Raw genomic sequence first — 14,599 nt, 5'->3', positions numbered from 1 at the left:
CTTCTAATTATTTCAATTCTGTGTATCTTTATCCTGATTTCCAAATGGCCACTATGGAAGAAAATCGTGGTAATACTATTGGTTATTATTGTTATTATAGGGAGTATAATCGGACTATTTATTTGGGGTTTTGATAGGGGGAGGATGCCTCGAAGAGATGAAATTGAAAAAAGAAATTAGAGTAATTAATAAATATTTAAGATAACCTTTTATGCCGAAGAAATAAAAATGAAACGTTTAACGGTCAAATTAGTTCTTCCATTAACGATTATTTCTTTTGTTGTAATTACAAAATGGTGGCTTGTTAAAATTGTTGATGCGCCAGACGAAACCTTAACAGGTTTTCCCTTACCATTTGTGTGCAGAGCATGGAACACTTCTATGGCTTTTCAATTTTTTATAGCCGCATTCATGGTTGATTTCCTGTTTTATTTTTTGTGTTGGTTTGGGTTAATTTTTGTAACCAATCGTTATCTGATAAGCATAAAACCTTACAAAATAGTTACAGTAATATGGTGGTGTTTAGCTGCACTGGTAATTTTTGGAGCAGATGTTTTGGCTCTAAATAAAAACAATATTTTTTACTTTAAAAGACCTTTTGAAATTGAAACTATAGCAAGCGGAGTAAGCCTGTTAGGGAATAAATTATAAAGAAATTAACTATCGCTACCAAATGGCAAGTGAAAGAGAAAATTATATATTGATAGAAACAAATAGAAGTATGCTAAAACAAATAAGAATTAAAAATGCATTAATGGTGGTGCTACTATTTAGTATAGTTTCCTGTTCATCTGAACAGCAAAAAATAGTAGATCTGGAAAAAATTAACACTGATTTTGATGTATCAAAGTTTTATAAGGATAAACTAAAATTGACCAATGATATAATTTCGACTGACATTAAAAAGCTGAAAAAAGAGGAGGTCAAGAAGCTTATGGATTATCCAATGTTTATAAAAGACACATTGTGTTATTTTAAAGATGTTGATAATCGATTAGGGGGTGGGATTTACATAGAATCAAAAAATGATTGGATGACCAAAAAACTTACACCTGAAAAAACATTTGGATATAATTACAGAACAGTTTCATGGAATCCGGAACGGGATACCCTTGCTGTGCTTAATAAAGTGCCTTTTCCACAGTTAAATATGACAGAAAGTGAAGATGGAGACCTTGTACTTGTAAAGGCTTCAAAATCTTCTAAAAATATAGACACTTACAACAAATTAAAAGATTTTTTGGACAAAAAATATGGAAAAGGAAAATCTATAGAATCAGAACGTAGCCATGAACAAATTACTGGCTGGGCAACCGAAAAATTTATTTTCCAGCTTAAAAAGTTTGAAAGCGAACAAGAAGATATTTTATCTTTTGATAGTGAGGAGGATAAGGCAGCGGCCAAAGAAACAGTTTTTGATATCGATTATTTAATATTCAACAGAAAGTATCAGAAAGAAATAAAAAAAACAGGCAATAGTTTTGGGGGAATCAATCTTGCAAACTATTAGGACAGAGAAAATTAACTGTTTACCATTCGTGACATTAAATTAGCCAAAATTGCAATATTTCTGATAGAATTGAAGCTGTGAACTAATTTTAATATAAAACTTCCTATCTTGATTTACACACAAATAAAATCTTAAGATATGAAAATTACATTAGACACAAAGTCCCTCTTGCTGGGATTTTTGGGAACAGGATTGATGTTTGCCGCCATCAGTTTCAAAAGTGCACAAGATCAAGGTAGTGGCAGGTTTCACACAGAAGTAAATGATCACGTTGTCGTAATTCTTGATAGCGAAACTGGAAATTATATTATTGCACCATCCATGTATGATGTGAATAAAATCCAATGGATAAAAGGAGAATTTTATCAGACTTTTAAAGTTGCAAAAGACAACAAAAAGGACTAGAACTGGTCAAAAAGAGCATAATTGGACTTAAATCAATTATGCTCTTTTTTGTAAACCGGACTTAAACTTATGCTCAAATCAATAGCTAAAGTTTATAAATGGCAACAATAATAAAAAAATAAGTAACTTGAGTATTCAAAACATACATTAACTATGGGATACAACCGACGGGATTTTATCGGAGGCAGCATTGCCATTACAGCGGCTTCTTTTTTAACCTCAATGGATGTATTCGGAGCGTCAAAAGCACCTTCAAAAACAACATCCAAGGGGTTTGCCTTAAAAATTATGGCGCCTTACTGGGGCTTTAACGGTTCGGTGACGGATTTTTGTAAAAAGGCAAAACAAGATGGATACGATGGAGTGGAAATTTTATGGTCAGCAGAAATTGCAAAGGAATTATTTAACGCCTTAAAAGAATATCAACTGGAAGTGGGATTTCTTTGTCGTGGAGATGAACCACAACCGGGACCAAATTTTGAAACATTTAAAAAAGTACTTAACGAGGCCATCCATAATAAAGCGCAAAAACCTTTGTATATAAATGTTCACTCCGGAAAGGATTTTTTTAAGTATGAAGACAACAAAAAGTTCATCGATTTTACCATTCAGTATTCAAAGGAAACCGGTATTCCTATTTATCATGAAACACACCGGTCGCGTATGCTTTACTCTGCGCCGGCTTCACTGCTTTATTTAGAAGAAAATCCAAACCTGAGGCTTACGCTCGATATTTCTCACTGGTGTAATGTTAGCGAAAGTTTACTTGAAGACCAGCCTGATACCGTTAATCTTGCTATTTCCCGTACAGATCATGTGCATGCAAGGGTGGGGCATGAGGAGGGACCGCAGGTTAGTGATCCGAGGGCACCTGAATGGAAAGCTGCAGTTGAAGCTCATTTCGCCTGGTGGGACAAAGTAGTGGATTTAAAAAAGAAACAGGGTAAGGTACTAACCATGTTAACTGAATTTGGACCACCCAGCTATATGCCTACAATTCCTTTTACTAATCTTCCGGTTGCTGATCAGTGGGCAATAAATGTATATATGATGCAGACCTGGCGAAAAAGGTATCTTTAAACTATATAAAACTTGATCAACTAATGAATATTGGACAAACGTTATACGATGAATTAATTGGTTTCTTTGGTGTTGGTGGTATAATAAAAATAGTACAGACTGGTAATTATGGCTATTTAACCACTTTAGAAGGCATACAAACCCTCATGGGACCGATTATTCCTTTGTTACTGTTACTAGAGATTGTAAGGGCTTTTTTTTATAAGCGGTTTAAAATAGACGAATACAAAATACCTTTTTTGGTATTTGTTTTAAATCGTTTTATCTCCAGGTTTATTTCGATTGCTGCGGTTGCGTTTTGCATAGGATTACTGGAAAGATGGGCTATTTTTACCACCACATTTACCTGGTACTGGCTAATTTACGGGTATATTGTTTGGGAACTTTCGCATTTTGTTTACCATTTTTTAGGCCATAAAGTTAGAATCTTGTGGTGTTTGCATTCCACACATCATGCGCCACAGCAAATGAACCTTTCTGTTAATTTTGCTCATTTCTTTTTAGAAGCGCCTTATGCTGATGTTGTGCGTACTTCAATCTGTATACTGCTTGGTGTTCATCCTGCGCTCTTATTCTTCATTATGTTTATTGATGGTTTTTGGGGTTCATTTATCCATATTGGCGAAAACGTAATTAAAGATGGCAGACTTGGGTTTTTAAACCGCATTTTACTTACGCCTTCGCATCACCGGGTTCATCACGCAAAAAATCCTTTATACATGGATACTAATTTTTGTAATCTTTTGAATATATGGGATCGCATTTTTAAAACTTACCAGGATGAACGGAGAGATATTAAAATAGAATACGGTATTACACGAGAAATGAACCCGAACAGCTTGTGGGATGTTTATTTTGGGGAATTTATTTGTTTGGGAAGAGATATAGCCGCGGCTCCTGGTTTAAAAACCAAATTACTGTATATTGTAATGCCGCCGGGATGGAGTCATACCGGCGATCACAAAACAGCCAGAATAGCACGTGAATCATTTATTACATCAGAAAATTCTATTAAAAAAGATGAAATACCTGAATTTGTTAATCATATTTAAGGTTAAAATCATTTAAAAAAGATCTGAGTATTAATATTGAACCTGCACAGCAATTTCTTTCCAATCATCAATAACCTGCTGATAAGAAATTATTTTCTGTTGCAAAGTATCTAATGTCGCTTGTGTAAAAGGCAAGCGGAATGGAGGGTTTTCCAAACGGCTGATTTCAAGAATGGAACTTGCTACTTTTGCAGGGTCACCGGGTTGTTTACCATCCATTTGTTTACTTCTTTCTCTGATATTACCTGTGGCAGCATGATAATCTGTGATTTCTTTTTGGGCAAAAACAACTGACCTGCCAAAAAAATCAGTACGAAGCGGACCAGGCTCTACCAAGGTAACTTTAATGCCAAAGGCAGACACTTCTTGTGCTAATGCTTCACTAAGCCCTTCAATGGCAAATTTTCCGGCAGCGTACAAACCACCACCAACACCAGCTGAAATACCAACCCTTGAAGATAGCTGAATGATATGTCCGCTTTTTTGTTGACGCATTATGGGCAGTACTGCTTGTGTTAATTTCCAAACGGCTAAAAAATTAACCTCCAGCTGATGACGTACTTCTTCTTCGCTAGCTTCTTCAACCATCCCAAAAAGTCCATAACCAGCGTTGTTGACCAATACATCAATTTTTCCAAATATTTTTACACTTTCTTCCACCACAACCGGTATCTTCCCGGTGTCTGATAAATCTAAAATGAATGCTTTACTCCGCTGAGGAAAATCCTGTTCAAAAAGCATTTTGTCCTTTTCGCTTCTCATTGTACCAATAATAATATCCCCAGACAGGTAGATACTTTTTGCCAATTCCTTTCCTAATCCGCCGGAAACACCGGTAACCAGCCATACTTTTTGTTGTGTTTTCATTTTTTTTAATTTTTGAGTGATCATTCAATAATTGAAGCAAAAAAATTAGCGAAAACTGTCCAATAATAATTTGCTCATATTTCGCACCATTGTTTCGTCATTAAAAAGCAATTGCATTTGCCAAAATCCTGCAAAACTTACCACTATAAATGTTGCCATTGTTTTTGCGTCTTTATTTGGATTGATTTCGTCAGCTGCCTGAGCTAAGCGTATTAATTTTTCGAGCATTGAAATAAGTGCAGCACTTTCTTGTTTCAAAAGAGCATGTGCTTCTGCATCGCTCTTTGCCAGTTCAAAAGATGATTTTACGAGTAAACAAGCTTTATCTTCTGTAAAGGCACGTTCTATTGCTTTTTGGATAATTGCTTTTATTGCATCTAATGGCGATTTCGCTTTTGTTGCTGCATTTTCATAATGAACCAATGATTGTGCACAGTACATTTTTAAACTTTCCATAAACAACTGATGTTTGCCTCCAAAAGTACCATATATACTCCCTGGGTTCAGTTTCATGGTATCAACTAAATCATGCATGGAAGTAGCGTTATAGCCTTTCTCCCAAAACAAATCTTTTGCTTTTCCCAATCTTTCAGCTATATCAAATTCCTTATTGCGGGCCATAATACTACAAAGATACATTTTTGAATGATCATTCAAAAATGTATTTAAAATAATTTATCTTCTGAATATTTGCGATATATTAATAGTTTAGTTGTTGTATCAGCATTAAGGATGTATTAAAAACAAAAGAGATGGTTTTATAACCATCTCTTTTGTTTGCATTAATTTATTGGGCTTCTAATATCCATTGTTGGTTTGGAGAGCCCGTAGTGCCGTTAATGCTGTACTGAACAATCTTAGTACCGCTTGTGGTGCTGCTTCCCGGGTTATCTAATACATAATGATTAGACAAATTACTCTGAATTACATATTTGTTAGTGCCTGCCGGAACCAAATTCCATTGCTGGTTAGCACCATTGGTGATGGTGTATTGAATAATATTTCCGCTTAACGTCTGTGTTCCTCCTGCTATATCGAGTGCCTTATTGCTGTTGGCATTTACAATTACATAAGCTGTTCCCTGGGTGTTAAACTTCCATTTTTGTCCGTTGCCGGTAGTGCTGGTACTTTGTACAAGAAAAGCGCTGTTGGCCGTGCTGTTATTTTCAAGGGCTAAGTAAAGACCACTCGATGCATTCTTAATTTTATACCAGGTACTTCCTGAAATACCTGAAGTAACCGGTATTGTTAATGGAGCAGAATTCTGGTTGAAAATATCGGTGATGGTAATTCGTACCGAATAGGTTCCTGTGCCTAATGTGCTGGTAATGGTAGCAGATCTTTTTTGAGGCAGTACTTCATTTACGGTACTGACTACAGCTCCTGAAGGATCAAGCAATTCTACTTTTGAAGAAAACTGTGGACTTTTGATACTGTTGTTTGTCCAGTTTACGGTTACCGTATTGCCACTGCTGCTTGCTGTTGCAGATTGAACCTCTGCAATGGTTAATGTTGGTGCAGATCCCTGATTGGTTTGTGCCGGAAGCGTTAATGTACGTCCGGTGCCAAACCCAGCGCTTGGTTGAACGTTACCGCCATGTTCCATAAAGTAAGCGTCTTCTGTGGCATCATAGCCAGAATTGAAAGCCCTGTCGTATATTCCGTTTCTGCCTTCGTCACCGGCATTGGCGCTAAAACTTCTGCTGGTGTGCTTCTGCCAGGTATTGGTTGTACTTAGATTCCAGCAATCCTTAAAAAAAGCTTTTCTGATATAACTGCCATCATAAGCAGGATTAGTTCCTGTCCAGTTTTCTAAAAAAGCATCATTGCTGGCACCCAGAAAAGTGGTTCGTTCAGGAATAGCCAGTGTGGAAGTATGGAACCAAATTCCGGTAGACTGATTTTGAATAAAGGTACCGATGTATAATTTTCCATTTAATTTCCATGCTCTCAGCGCTACATTATACCAGGTATTAAGTGCCCATTGGTACGGATTAATCGTTTTGTATCCATCGCCTTCACCTCCAAATCTGCTGCTTGTGGTTCCTGGGCCTGTGTAGGCAACTTCGGAATAAACTCCTCCGGCAGTATTAGGATCCCATAGTGAGGAAATTAAAATATTAGGCGTTCCGAAAGAGTTATCGGGCGTTTGTTGTAAGCCGGCATAGCCTCCGGAGTAATTGTGGACCGAAAAATATTCAGCATTGGCTGATTGCGTAATTTTTATTTTATGCAGTTTAACAATGGCATCAGATGGAAAAGAAAAGTAAAGATGTTCTGATGGTGCTGCATTTTCTCCGCTTACCAGGGTAGTACTGGTTGAACTCAAGGCAGATTTAGATAATTGTGGATTTTCAGCAATAATATCTTTTTGACAAGACATGAGCACGAATAAAAGGAAAAAAATGGCCATTAAAGACCAGGGATGAAAAGGAGTTGATTTCATAGTTTTAAGTTTAGGTGATTAATATTATTTTCAAGTTACTTATAATACCAGGGCTGTGTTATTTTTTCTCAACGCAAACGATTGTGTTGCTCGTGATCTATGATTTAGTACATGATTTATGTTTTTTAACCACTTAAAAATGAGTGATTAATGAATTTTTCATGAGCTGGGTTTGAACTGTTCGTTATTTTTGAGGCGAAAAGAAGTGAATAATGCTCAACTGTCGTATTTTTAGTTATTCGTGAGTTAGTCAAACGTTTGCGCTTAATTTACAATGTGTTATGTCTGTTTTTTAGGTTTGTAATTAGAGTTTTACCTAAAATGGTAATTCCTGATGAATTATAGTCTTTAAGATTTATTAATATTAAGGGAATATGGTTGCGGTAATTTTGCTCAAAGTAAATCTGCTAAATCCCTCAAAAATTTATACGCAAGGGGTAATTAAATACAATAAAGAATGACAAAAAAAATATGGATAAATTGTTTAGTTATAACTTTCGGATTAGCGTTAAACTATGCTTCTGCGCAAACGGAATTAACGGCAAATCGCGGGCATAGCCATAATGATTATAAACAAAACATTCCACTTTTAACGGCTTATTATGCTGAAATGGGTTCTATTGAAGCTGATGTGTTTTTAAGAAAGGGCGAATTGTATGTAGCCCATGACAGTACAGAAATTAAGCCTGGACTTACCCTTAAAAAACTTTACCTGGAGCCGCTCGCTGCTTTTTATAAATCAAATGGAAATCATCCATATAAAAAAACAGCTTTAACACTTCAATTGGTTATTGATGTAAAACAGGATTATCAGCATGTATTGCCACAATTGCTAAAAGAACTTCAGGATTATCCTGGTGTATTTGAAGGAAATGAAAACCCCAATGCCATTCGTATTGTGATTAGTGGTGATGTACCAAAACCTGCGGATTTTAAAAACTATCCGGAGCAAATTTCTTTTGATGGTCGCCCTTACACGACTTATACCCATGAGCAGCTTAAAAGGGTGGCCATGATAAGCGACAATCTCAAAAATTATACGCAATGGAACGGGAAGGGCAACCCTACAAAAACAGATGAAGCCCTTTTAACAGCTGTAATTAATAAAACACATCAACAAGCCAAACCTTTTAGGTTTTGGGCCACACCTGACAGCCCAAATACCTGGATTGTATTAGAAAAATTAGGTGTAGACTGGATTAACACCGATAAGCCTTCGAAACTTAGTGATTTTTATCTGGACAAAATTAAGCTAACTTACACGAGTGCTACACCTTACTCCGTGTATACGCCAACTTATAAGCAAGATGGTGTCCACAAAAAAGTTAAAAATGTAATTCTGCTTATTGGTGATGGCATGGGTTTAGCGCAAATTCATGCGGGTTTAATGGCCAACCATGGTGACTTAAACATAACCGGAATGCGAAACATTGGTTTTGCACAAACCAATGCCGCAGATGCCGGAAATACAGATTCTGCTGCAGGTGCTACTGCTTTGGCAACCGGTTTTAAAACCAATAACAGATATATTGGGTTAACTCCGGATAATTTGAGGAAGACAAACCTCGTGGATACGCTTTTCGGTTATGGAATTAAAAGCGGTGTTATTAGTGTGGGTGATATTACAGATGCTACACCAGCAGCTTTTTATGCGCATCAGGTAGACCGGGCAATGAGCAATGAAATCGCCAATGACTTATTACAAAGTAAAGTTGAAATTTTAGTGGGCTCTAATCAAAAGAGCTTTTTTAAAAATAAAAACAGCAATCTGTTAAAACAATTGGAGTCAAAAGGTTTTCAACTAAATACCAATATGGCTGATTTTGGAAAGCAATTTGATGGAAAGCAATTGGTTTTATTGCCCGATTCAGCTACCCGGCCCGTAAATAAGGGTAGAGGAGATCTGCTGAAACAATCGCTTAAACATAGTCTTGAAATTCTTTCTAAAAACAAGACTGGTTTTTTTATCATGACCGAAGGTGCACAGATCGATCACGGCGGTCATGCTAACGATTTGCCTTTTGTAGTTACTGAATTGCATGATTTCGATAAAACAGTAGAAGAGGCACTTCGTTTTGCTGATCGGGACGGGGAAACACTGGTTATTGTTACTGCAGACCATGAGACAGGCGGTTTAACGCTTTTGGATACAGACGTAAAAAAAGGAATGATCCGGGCCGAGTTTAGTACCAATGATCATACTAATATTATGGTTCCGGTTTTTGCATACGGGCCAGGGGCTGAAGATTTTAAAGGCGTTTATCCTAACGATCAGATTTTTTATAAAATAATGAAGGCCTATCAGTTAAAATAAGGGTGCTGTCTACACAAGTATTAATGTCCTGGAAGAATAGTTACTTTCAGTAGATTATTGTTTCCTGTCTGAAATCTCAACGGTCAATTTTCATTGAAATTGCTATAATGAAGCTAACCACCTGGAAGGAAATGCCTGCATGTTTGAGGTGGTAAAATCTGTAGTTGAATTAATGCAGAGCGAAAATCGGGAAATTCCAATGCGATCAGATCATGGTCATCAAATGCTCGATGATTTAAATAAAAATGCGTATCCCGGTTATTCAGCTATCGGACGATTAAAAGGCCTCGCAGAGTTGCGTGGACTGGAACTTGGAATTTCCGGCATGCTGAACAATTAATTTTATCAGGAGAGGTTTTTAAAATCTCTCTTGTGTTTTAATTTGAGCTCATGTCAGAATTTGCCTTTTGAATGATCTTACTCACATGACTTTCGTCAGTTAACCCAAATTCGGCGGCAATTTGTTTTAAGCTATATTTTCCGCTGGCAATTCTTTGTTTAAGCAGGGCAGAACGGTAATGCTGAATATATGCTCTTAAAGTAGTTCCCGCATTTCGTTTAAAATAAGGGCCCATATAATCTGTTGTGATATTAAAATATTTCGCCATTACATTAACCCTGAGTTCATCAGGCAGATAAATATTTTTATGAATATAACAAAAGATTGCCTGCATATCTCTGCTGCGGGTTTCAAGGTGCAGTAATTCTGGCATATTTCTTTTTAAAATATGCGATAAGGTCAGAATTTGCATCCAGATCAATTCCCGGTTCCAAAGCATATTATTTTTCAGGCTTAAAATTAGATCAAAGATTAGTTCAACTGTTAAGCGGTCATCTGCCCGTAATTTAAACCCGGAAAGATGCGTTTCTCTGCTTTTTATTAAATATTCGAGGTTCTGAATGTACTCGTAGGTGTTATTTTCCTCTTTATTAAGATAGAGATCCGTAAATTTTAAATAAATGAAACGACTTGGCTTGTCGATTTCAAAATAATGTGCTTCCTCCGGGCCAAGCAAAAAAACATCGCCAGCTTGATAAGGAATGCTGATTTGATTAATCACATGTATGCCTGATCCTTTTTTAATATAAATCATTTCATAATGGTTGTGCTGATGCACAGGATGCTGCCATTTCGAAACTTCAAAATCTGAAATGAGTATAGGTTCAAATTGTCTGTAACGCTTCATATAGGAAAAGTACAATATTATATTTGATTTTTACAAATTTTACTTGCTTAACCTTGCAATCTTTGTCTGTTAAACAGAGAAAGAAAATGAAAACGGAAAAAAATACAGCACTCGTTGTTGGAGCTAACGGTGTAATTGGAACCAACCTGATCAATTATTTAGAGGAATCAGGAAATTGGAACATCATAGGCTTGTCACGCAGGGGCGGAATTAATACAAATACAGTGCGTTATGTGGCGGTTGATCTGCTGGATCCGGCAGATTCCAGCAAACAGCTTAGCGGATTATCAGCGGTTACACATATCTTTTATGCCGCTTATCAGGATAGGGGAAGCTGGGCAGAGTTGGTTCGTCCCAATATGGCTATGCTCGAAAATGTAATCAACGCCATTGAGCCCATTGCAAAATCGCTGCAACATATCAGTTTAATGCAGGGATACAAAGTTTATGGGGCACATCTTGGCCCTTTTAAAACACCTGCTAAAGAAAGTGATCCTGGTCATATGCCTCCTGAATTTAATGTAGATCAGCAAAATTTTATCGAAAACAGGCAAAAAGGTAAGTCATGGACATGGTCTGCTATACGTCCTTCTGTAGTTGGCGGAACAGCAACCGGCAACCCCATGAATCTGGCTATGGTTATTGCTGTATATGCAACCATTTCTAAAGAATCAGGTATTCCTTTACGTTTTCCAGGCAAACCTGAAGCTTATCATAAATTGATGGAAATGACAGACTCGGGTTTACTGGCCAAAGCAACGGTATGGGCAGCAACAAATCCGCAAGGTGCAAACCAGGCCTTTAATATAAATAACGGCGATTTGTTTCGCTGGAATGATCTCTGGCCAAAAATAGCGGCTTATTTTAATATGGAAACGGCTGCACCTTTACAAATGCCGCTTCAAACGGTTATGGCAGATAAAGAAGAACTTTGGCAAGTTATACAAAAGAAGTATGAGCTGGGGTATAAATATAGCGATTTATCTTCATGGGCATTTGGCGATTTTGTATTTAGCTGGGACTATGATTTTTTTGCTGATGGAACAAAGGCCAGAAGAATGGGTTTCCATGAATTTATTGACACTGAAAAAATGTTCTATGATCTTTTTGATGAAATGCGGGTTAAAAAGATAATCCCTTAAATTAAGTTGAATTTATATACAGACAAACGTTTGACTTAATTTTCATCTTATCCAATTGATTATTTATCTATAATTTGGCTTTTAACAAATCATCCCTATCATGTTAAGGCTAAAATTTACGCTAATATTTTGTTTAATCATTATTGCAGGATATGCTCAGGATTTATTAACAAATCATGTTATCCCTAAATTATTGGAGGTAAAACAACAAAGTGGAAATTTTGTATTAAAATCAACAACGCCTTTAATTTGTGAAGCGAATGTTCAGCCAGCCATAAAAGTCTTTGCAGGTGTAATTAGGAATTCTACCGGTTATAAATTTAAAATTGAAACACCTGATCAGAAAAAAGAAGGAATTAGTTTTAAAGTGGTGGATACTTTGCAATCATTGGGAAATGAGGGTTATAAATTAATCATTACACCAAACGGAATAAATATACTGGCCAAAACTAATGCAGGGATATTTAATGCTACCCAAACTTTAAGACAACTTTTACCTGCAGAGATTGAAGGCAAAAATACCACTAAAATTGCCTGGACTATCCCTTGCGGCACCATAATAGATAAACCAAGGTATGCCTGGCGTGGGTATATGCAGGATGTTAGCCGGACTTTTTATGGAGTAGATGTGATGAAAAAGTATATGGATGTAATGGCTTTATACAAAATAAATGTATTGCATTTACACTTAACGGATGATCAGGGCTGGAGAATTGAGATTAAAAAATATCCTGAACTAACTTCTGAACGGACAACGGTATTTTCTAAAAATTCTAATCAACCTGCAGAAAGAAGTGGATTTTATACCCAGGCACAAATAAAAGATTTAGTTAAATATGCAGCCGAACGCAATATTACAATTGTTCCTGAAATTGATGTACCCGGGCACTCGTGGCCAACTACACTTGCATACCCGGCGCTGGGCATAAATAATAACCACACACCAAATTTTGTTTTTCCTTTTCTGGATTCATGGTCTTATTGGGGCAATCAGTTTACGCCAAATACACTTGATCCGACCAATGAAAAAGTCTATCAGTTTTTAAATGATGTTTTTACAGAATTAGCTGAACTTTTTCCGGCACAATACATTCATTTTGGTGGGGATGAGGTTCGTCATATTCTGTGGGAAAAAGAACCTCATGTACAACAATTCATGAAAGAAAAATCTTTGAAAAACACAAACGAACTTCAAAGCTATTTTGTAAGCAGGGTTTCGGCCATTATAAAGCAAAAGGGTAAAAAACCAATAGGCTGGAACGATATTTTAAGTGATGCGAAAAATTTAACCAAAGAAACAGCAATCATGTCCTGGTTGGGGGATGAAGCTATTGCAGATGCCGCAAAAAATGGTTTTTATGTGGTAGCCACGCCTACTGATCCGCTTTATTTCGACATTACACAGGCCGACAGAAATGATGGGACCATGAGTGACTTAGCTTATGGAAATATAAACTCAATAGACAAAGTGTATAACTACGAACCTGAACAAGGTTTGACTCCGGAGGAAGGGAAATTTGTTCTTGGTGTGCAGGCAAACCAGTGGACAGCCATTACACAGGAGGTGAAAGATATGAACATCCAGAATTTCCCAAGGGTATTGGCTCTGGCAGAAATAGGCTGGATTCCTAAAGAACATAAAAATCTGGATCAATTCAAGAATCGTTTAAATTCAAATTTAAACCGCCTTGATGTACTGAAGGTAGACTATTACAGACCAGGTGGCTACATTGCAGGAAACTGGAATCCATCACAAATTAAATCAGATTACAACAATATTGAGTGGGACGTTACTAAAAAAACGTATGCAAATGGACGCATTACTGCAGGGCTTTTTTATACCGGTGGGGCTAATTTTTTAGAAATTAAAAAGGCCGTGCTTTTGGAAAACGGTATTGTTGTTTCGGAAGATGAACACACCGGAATAGCTGATAAATTTAGAGGAACCCATAAAACCAAAACGTTTTTGTATCACTTAAAAGTTGATCACTATAATCCAAAAGCTAAATATACATTGCAAGTTCTGGTAAGAGGAATAGGCGGGAAGGATAGTAAGGGCAACCTAACCTATAATTTAAGTCCATACCATTCATTTACTGTAGTAGAAGGTAGGTAGCAGTAGCAATTTTAGTAGCTGCTTGCAAAACGTGTTTGGGTTTGATGCGAAAAGCCGTTACAATCTGCAGCATGATTGCTGTTATAAACAGACACATAATTTTTAGCAAAAAACGAATACAACAAACTAATTTAAACGAAACCCGAATTTATCAACTGTAAATACAAATTAGAAATGACTATTAATCGCATTGTAAATCCATTAAACCTTAAAAAGCTAAATCCGATTATTTTTTATTCAAAAAATGATGAGTTGGAGGTACACCTAAGTGAGGTAGAAGAAGGCGAATTGTTTATAAAATCTTTATCAACAGAAATGATCACCGTTAAAGGTGTAGTGATGCAGGAAAACAAGGAAAAACTTTCGTGGAAACAAGATGGGGAAGGGTTAAGGATTACCATTTCCAATAAAATAAAAGTAAGTAACGAACAAAAAGAGTGTGTTATTAATGTTTTGTTTTAAACTGAAACAATCTTTTTA

13 protein-coding genes and 1 pseudogene are annotated in these 14,599 nt (G+C 36.5%); 10 read left to right on the top strand and 4 right to left on the bottom strand.

Features of this window, described 5'->3' with window-relative positions; translation table 11 throughout:
• Positions 1-228: 228 nt before the first annotated feature.
• The 5 genes from O0955_RS08875 (at position 229) to O0955_RS08855 (ending at position 4,047) form a co-directional block, all read left to right on the top strand.
• A complete protein-coding gene (locus O0955_RS08875; RefSeq protein WP_269427185.1) occupies positions 229-651 on the top strand; it encodes a hypothetical protein in 423 nt (140 codons plus the stop codon).
• A 22-nt stretch (positions 652-673) separates the two neighbouring features.
• Positions 674-1,510, top strand: coding sequence for a hypothetical protein (locus O0955_RS08870; protein ID WP_269427184.1), 837 nt, complete (start codon positions 674-676; stop codon positions 1,508-1,510).
• Positions 1,511-1,648: 138 nt separating this feature from the next.
• Positions 1,649-1,915 (top strand): hypothetical protein, encoded by a 267-nt coding sequence (locus O0955_RS08865; protein ID WP_269427183.1) that lies wholly within the window; start codon positions 1,649-1,651, stop codon positions 1,913-1,915.
• Between the two features lie 153 nt (positions 1,916-2,068).
• A complete protein-coding gene (locus tag O0955_RS08860) occupies positions 2,069-2,995 on the top strand; it encodes a sugar phosphate isomerase/epimerase family protein (protein WP_269427182.1) in 927 nt (308 codons plus the stop codon).
• 23 nt (positions 2,996-3,018) lie between these two features.
• Complete coding sequence (locus O0955_RS08855) at positions 3,019-4,047, top strand: sterol desaturase family protein (protein ID WP_269427181.1); 1,029 nt, start codon at positions 3,019-3,021, stop codon at positions 4,045-4,047.
• 30 nt (positions 4,048-4,077) lie between these two features.
• Here O0955_RS08855 and O0955_RS08850 read toward each other — a convergent pair whose 3' ends face one another.
• The 3 genes from O0955_RS08850 to O0955_RS08840 form a co-directional block, all read right to left on the bottom strand.
• A complete protein-coding gene (locus O0955_RS08850; protein ID WP_269427180.1) occupies positions 4,078-4,914 on the bottom strand; it encodes an oxidoreductase in 837 nt (278 codons plus the stop codon).
• Between the two features lie 45 nt (positions 4,915-4,959).
• Positions 4,960-5,553 (bottom strand): TetR/AcrR family transcriptional regulator, encoded by a 594-nt coding sequence (locus tag O0955_RS08845; protein ID WP_269427179.1) that lies wholly within the window; start codon positions 5,551-5,553, stop codon positions 4,960-4,962.
• A 148-nt stretch (positions 5,554-5,701) separates the two neighbouring features.
• Positions 5,702-7,360, bottom strand: a complete 1,659-nt coding sequence (locus O0955_RS08840) for a DUF3472 domain-containing protein (protein ID WP_269427178.1) — start codon at positions 7,358-7,360, stop codon at positions 5,702-5,704.
• A gap of 457 nt (positions 7,361-7,817) precedes the next feature.
• Between O0955_RS08840 and O0955_RS08835 the strand changes: the two genes are divergently transcribed.
• Together O0955_RS08835 and O0955_RS08830 are read left to right on the top strand one after the other, a co-directional pair.
• Entirely contained in the window at positions 7,818-9,674 is a 1,857-nt protein-coding gene (locus O0955_RS08835) for an alkaline phosphatase (RefSeq protein ID WP_269427177.1), read from the top strand.
• A gap of 103 nt (positions 9,675-9,777) precedes the next feature.
• Positions 9,778-10,014: pseudogene (locus O0955_RS08830) on the top strand (mannonate dehydratase); the annotation flags it as partial.
• Positions 10,015-10,051: 37 nt separating this feature from the next.
• On the opposite strand, the gene O0955_RS08825 reads toward O0955_RS08830, so the two are convergent.
• The gene (locus O0955_RS08825; protein WP_269427176.1) at positions 10,052-10,861 is read right to left on the bottom strand and encodes an AraC family transcriptional regulator; all 810 of its coding nucleotides are present in this window, start codon (positions 10,859-10,861) and stop codon (positions 10,052-10,054) included.
• Between the two features lie 86 nt (positions 10,862-10,947).
• Between O0955_RS08825 and O0955_RS08820 the strand changes: the two genes are divergently transcribed.
• The 3 genes from O0955_RS08820 to O0955_RS08810 all read left to right on the top strand — a co-directional run bounded on the left by O0955_RS08820 (position 10,948) and on the right by O0955_RS08810 (position 14,581).
• Entirely contained in the window at positions 10,948-12,003 is a 1,056-nt protein-coding gene (locus O0955_RS08820; RefSeq protein WP_269427175.1) for an SDR family oxidoreductase, read from the top strand.
• Positions 12,004-12,103: 100 nt separating this feature from the next.
• On the top strand, positions 12,104-14,119 hold the full coding sequence (locus tag O0955_RS08815) for a beta-N-acetylhexosaminidase (protein WP_269427174.1): 2,016 nt from the start codon (positions 12,104-12,106) through the stop codon (positions 14,117-14,119).
• Between the two features lie 174 nt (positions 14,120-14,293).
• On the top strand, positions 14,294-14,581 hold the full coding sequence (locus O0955_RS08810; protein ID WP_269427173.1) for a hypothetical protein: 288 nt from the start codon (positions 14,294-14,296) through the stop codon (positions 14,579-14,581).
• The last annotated feature ends 18 nt before the right edge of the window (positions 14,582-14,599 follow it).

It is taken from the genome of Pedobacter punctiformis (assembly GCF_027213715.1).
Classification (GTDB): Bacteria; Bacteroidota; Bacteroidia; order Sphingobacteriales; family Sphingobacteriaceae; genus Pedobacter; species Pedobacter punctiformis.
Note: the sequence above shows the minus strand (reverse complement) of the source record. Positions and strands in the feature narration are given on the sequence as shown.

Excerpts from the sequence above, each read along its gene's own strand:
- O0955_RS08870 (WP_269427184.1), top strand. The coding sequence starts at position 674 with ATGGCAAGTGAAAGAGAAAATTATATATTGATAGAAACAAATAGAAGT.
- O0955_RS08825 (WP_269427176.1), bottom strand. The coding sequence starts at position 10,861 with ATGAAGCGTTACAGACAATTTGAACCTATACTCATTTCAGATTTTGAA.
- O0955_RS08850 (WP_269427180.1), bottom strand. The coding sequence starts at position 4,914 with ATGAAAACACAACAAAAAGTATGGCTGGTTACCGGTGTTTCCGGCGGA.
- O0955_RS08845 (WP_269427179.1), bottom strand. The coding sequence starts at position 5,553 with ATGTATCTTTGTAGTATTATGGCCCGCAATAAGGAATTTGATATAGCT.
- O0955_RS08835 (WP_269427177.1), top strand. The coding sequence starts at position 7,818 with ATGACAAAAAAAATATGGATAAATTGTTTAGTTATAACTTTCGGATTA.
- O0955_RS08820 (WP_269427175.1), top strand. The coding sequence starts at position 10,948 with ATGAAAACGGAAAAAAATACAGCACTCGTTGTTGGAGCTAACGGTGTA.
- O0955_RS08875 (WP_269427185.1), top strand. The coding sequence starts at position 229 with ATGAAACGTTTAACGGTCAAATTAGTTCTTCCATTAACGATTATTTCT.
- O0955_RS08815 (WP_269427174.1), top strand. The coding sequence starts at position 12,104 with ATGTTAAGGCTAAAATTTACGCTAATATTTTGTTTAATCATTATTGCA.
- O0955_RS08865 (WP_269427183.1), top strand. The coding sequence starts at position 1,649 with ATGAAAATTACATTAGACACAAAGTCCCTCTTGCTGGGATTTTTGGGA.
- O0955_RS08860 (WP_269427182.1), top strand. The coding sequence starts at position 2,069 with ATGGGATACAACCGACGGGATTTTATCGGAGGCAGCATTGCCATTACA.
- O0955_RS08810 (WP_269427173.1), top strand. The coding sequence starts at position 14,294 with ATGACTATTAATCGCATTGTAAATCCATTAAACCTTAAAAAGCTAAAT.
- O0955_RS08840 (WP_269427178.1), bottom strand. The coding sequence starts at position 7,360 with ATGAAATCAACTCCTTTTCATCCCTGGTCTTTAATGGCCATTTTTTTC.
- O0955_RS08855 (WP_269427181.1), top strand. The coding sequence starts at position 3,019 with ATGAATATTGGACAAACGTTATACGATGAATTAATTGGTTTCTTTGGT.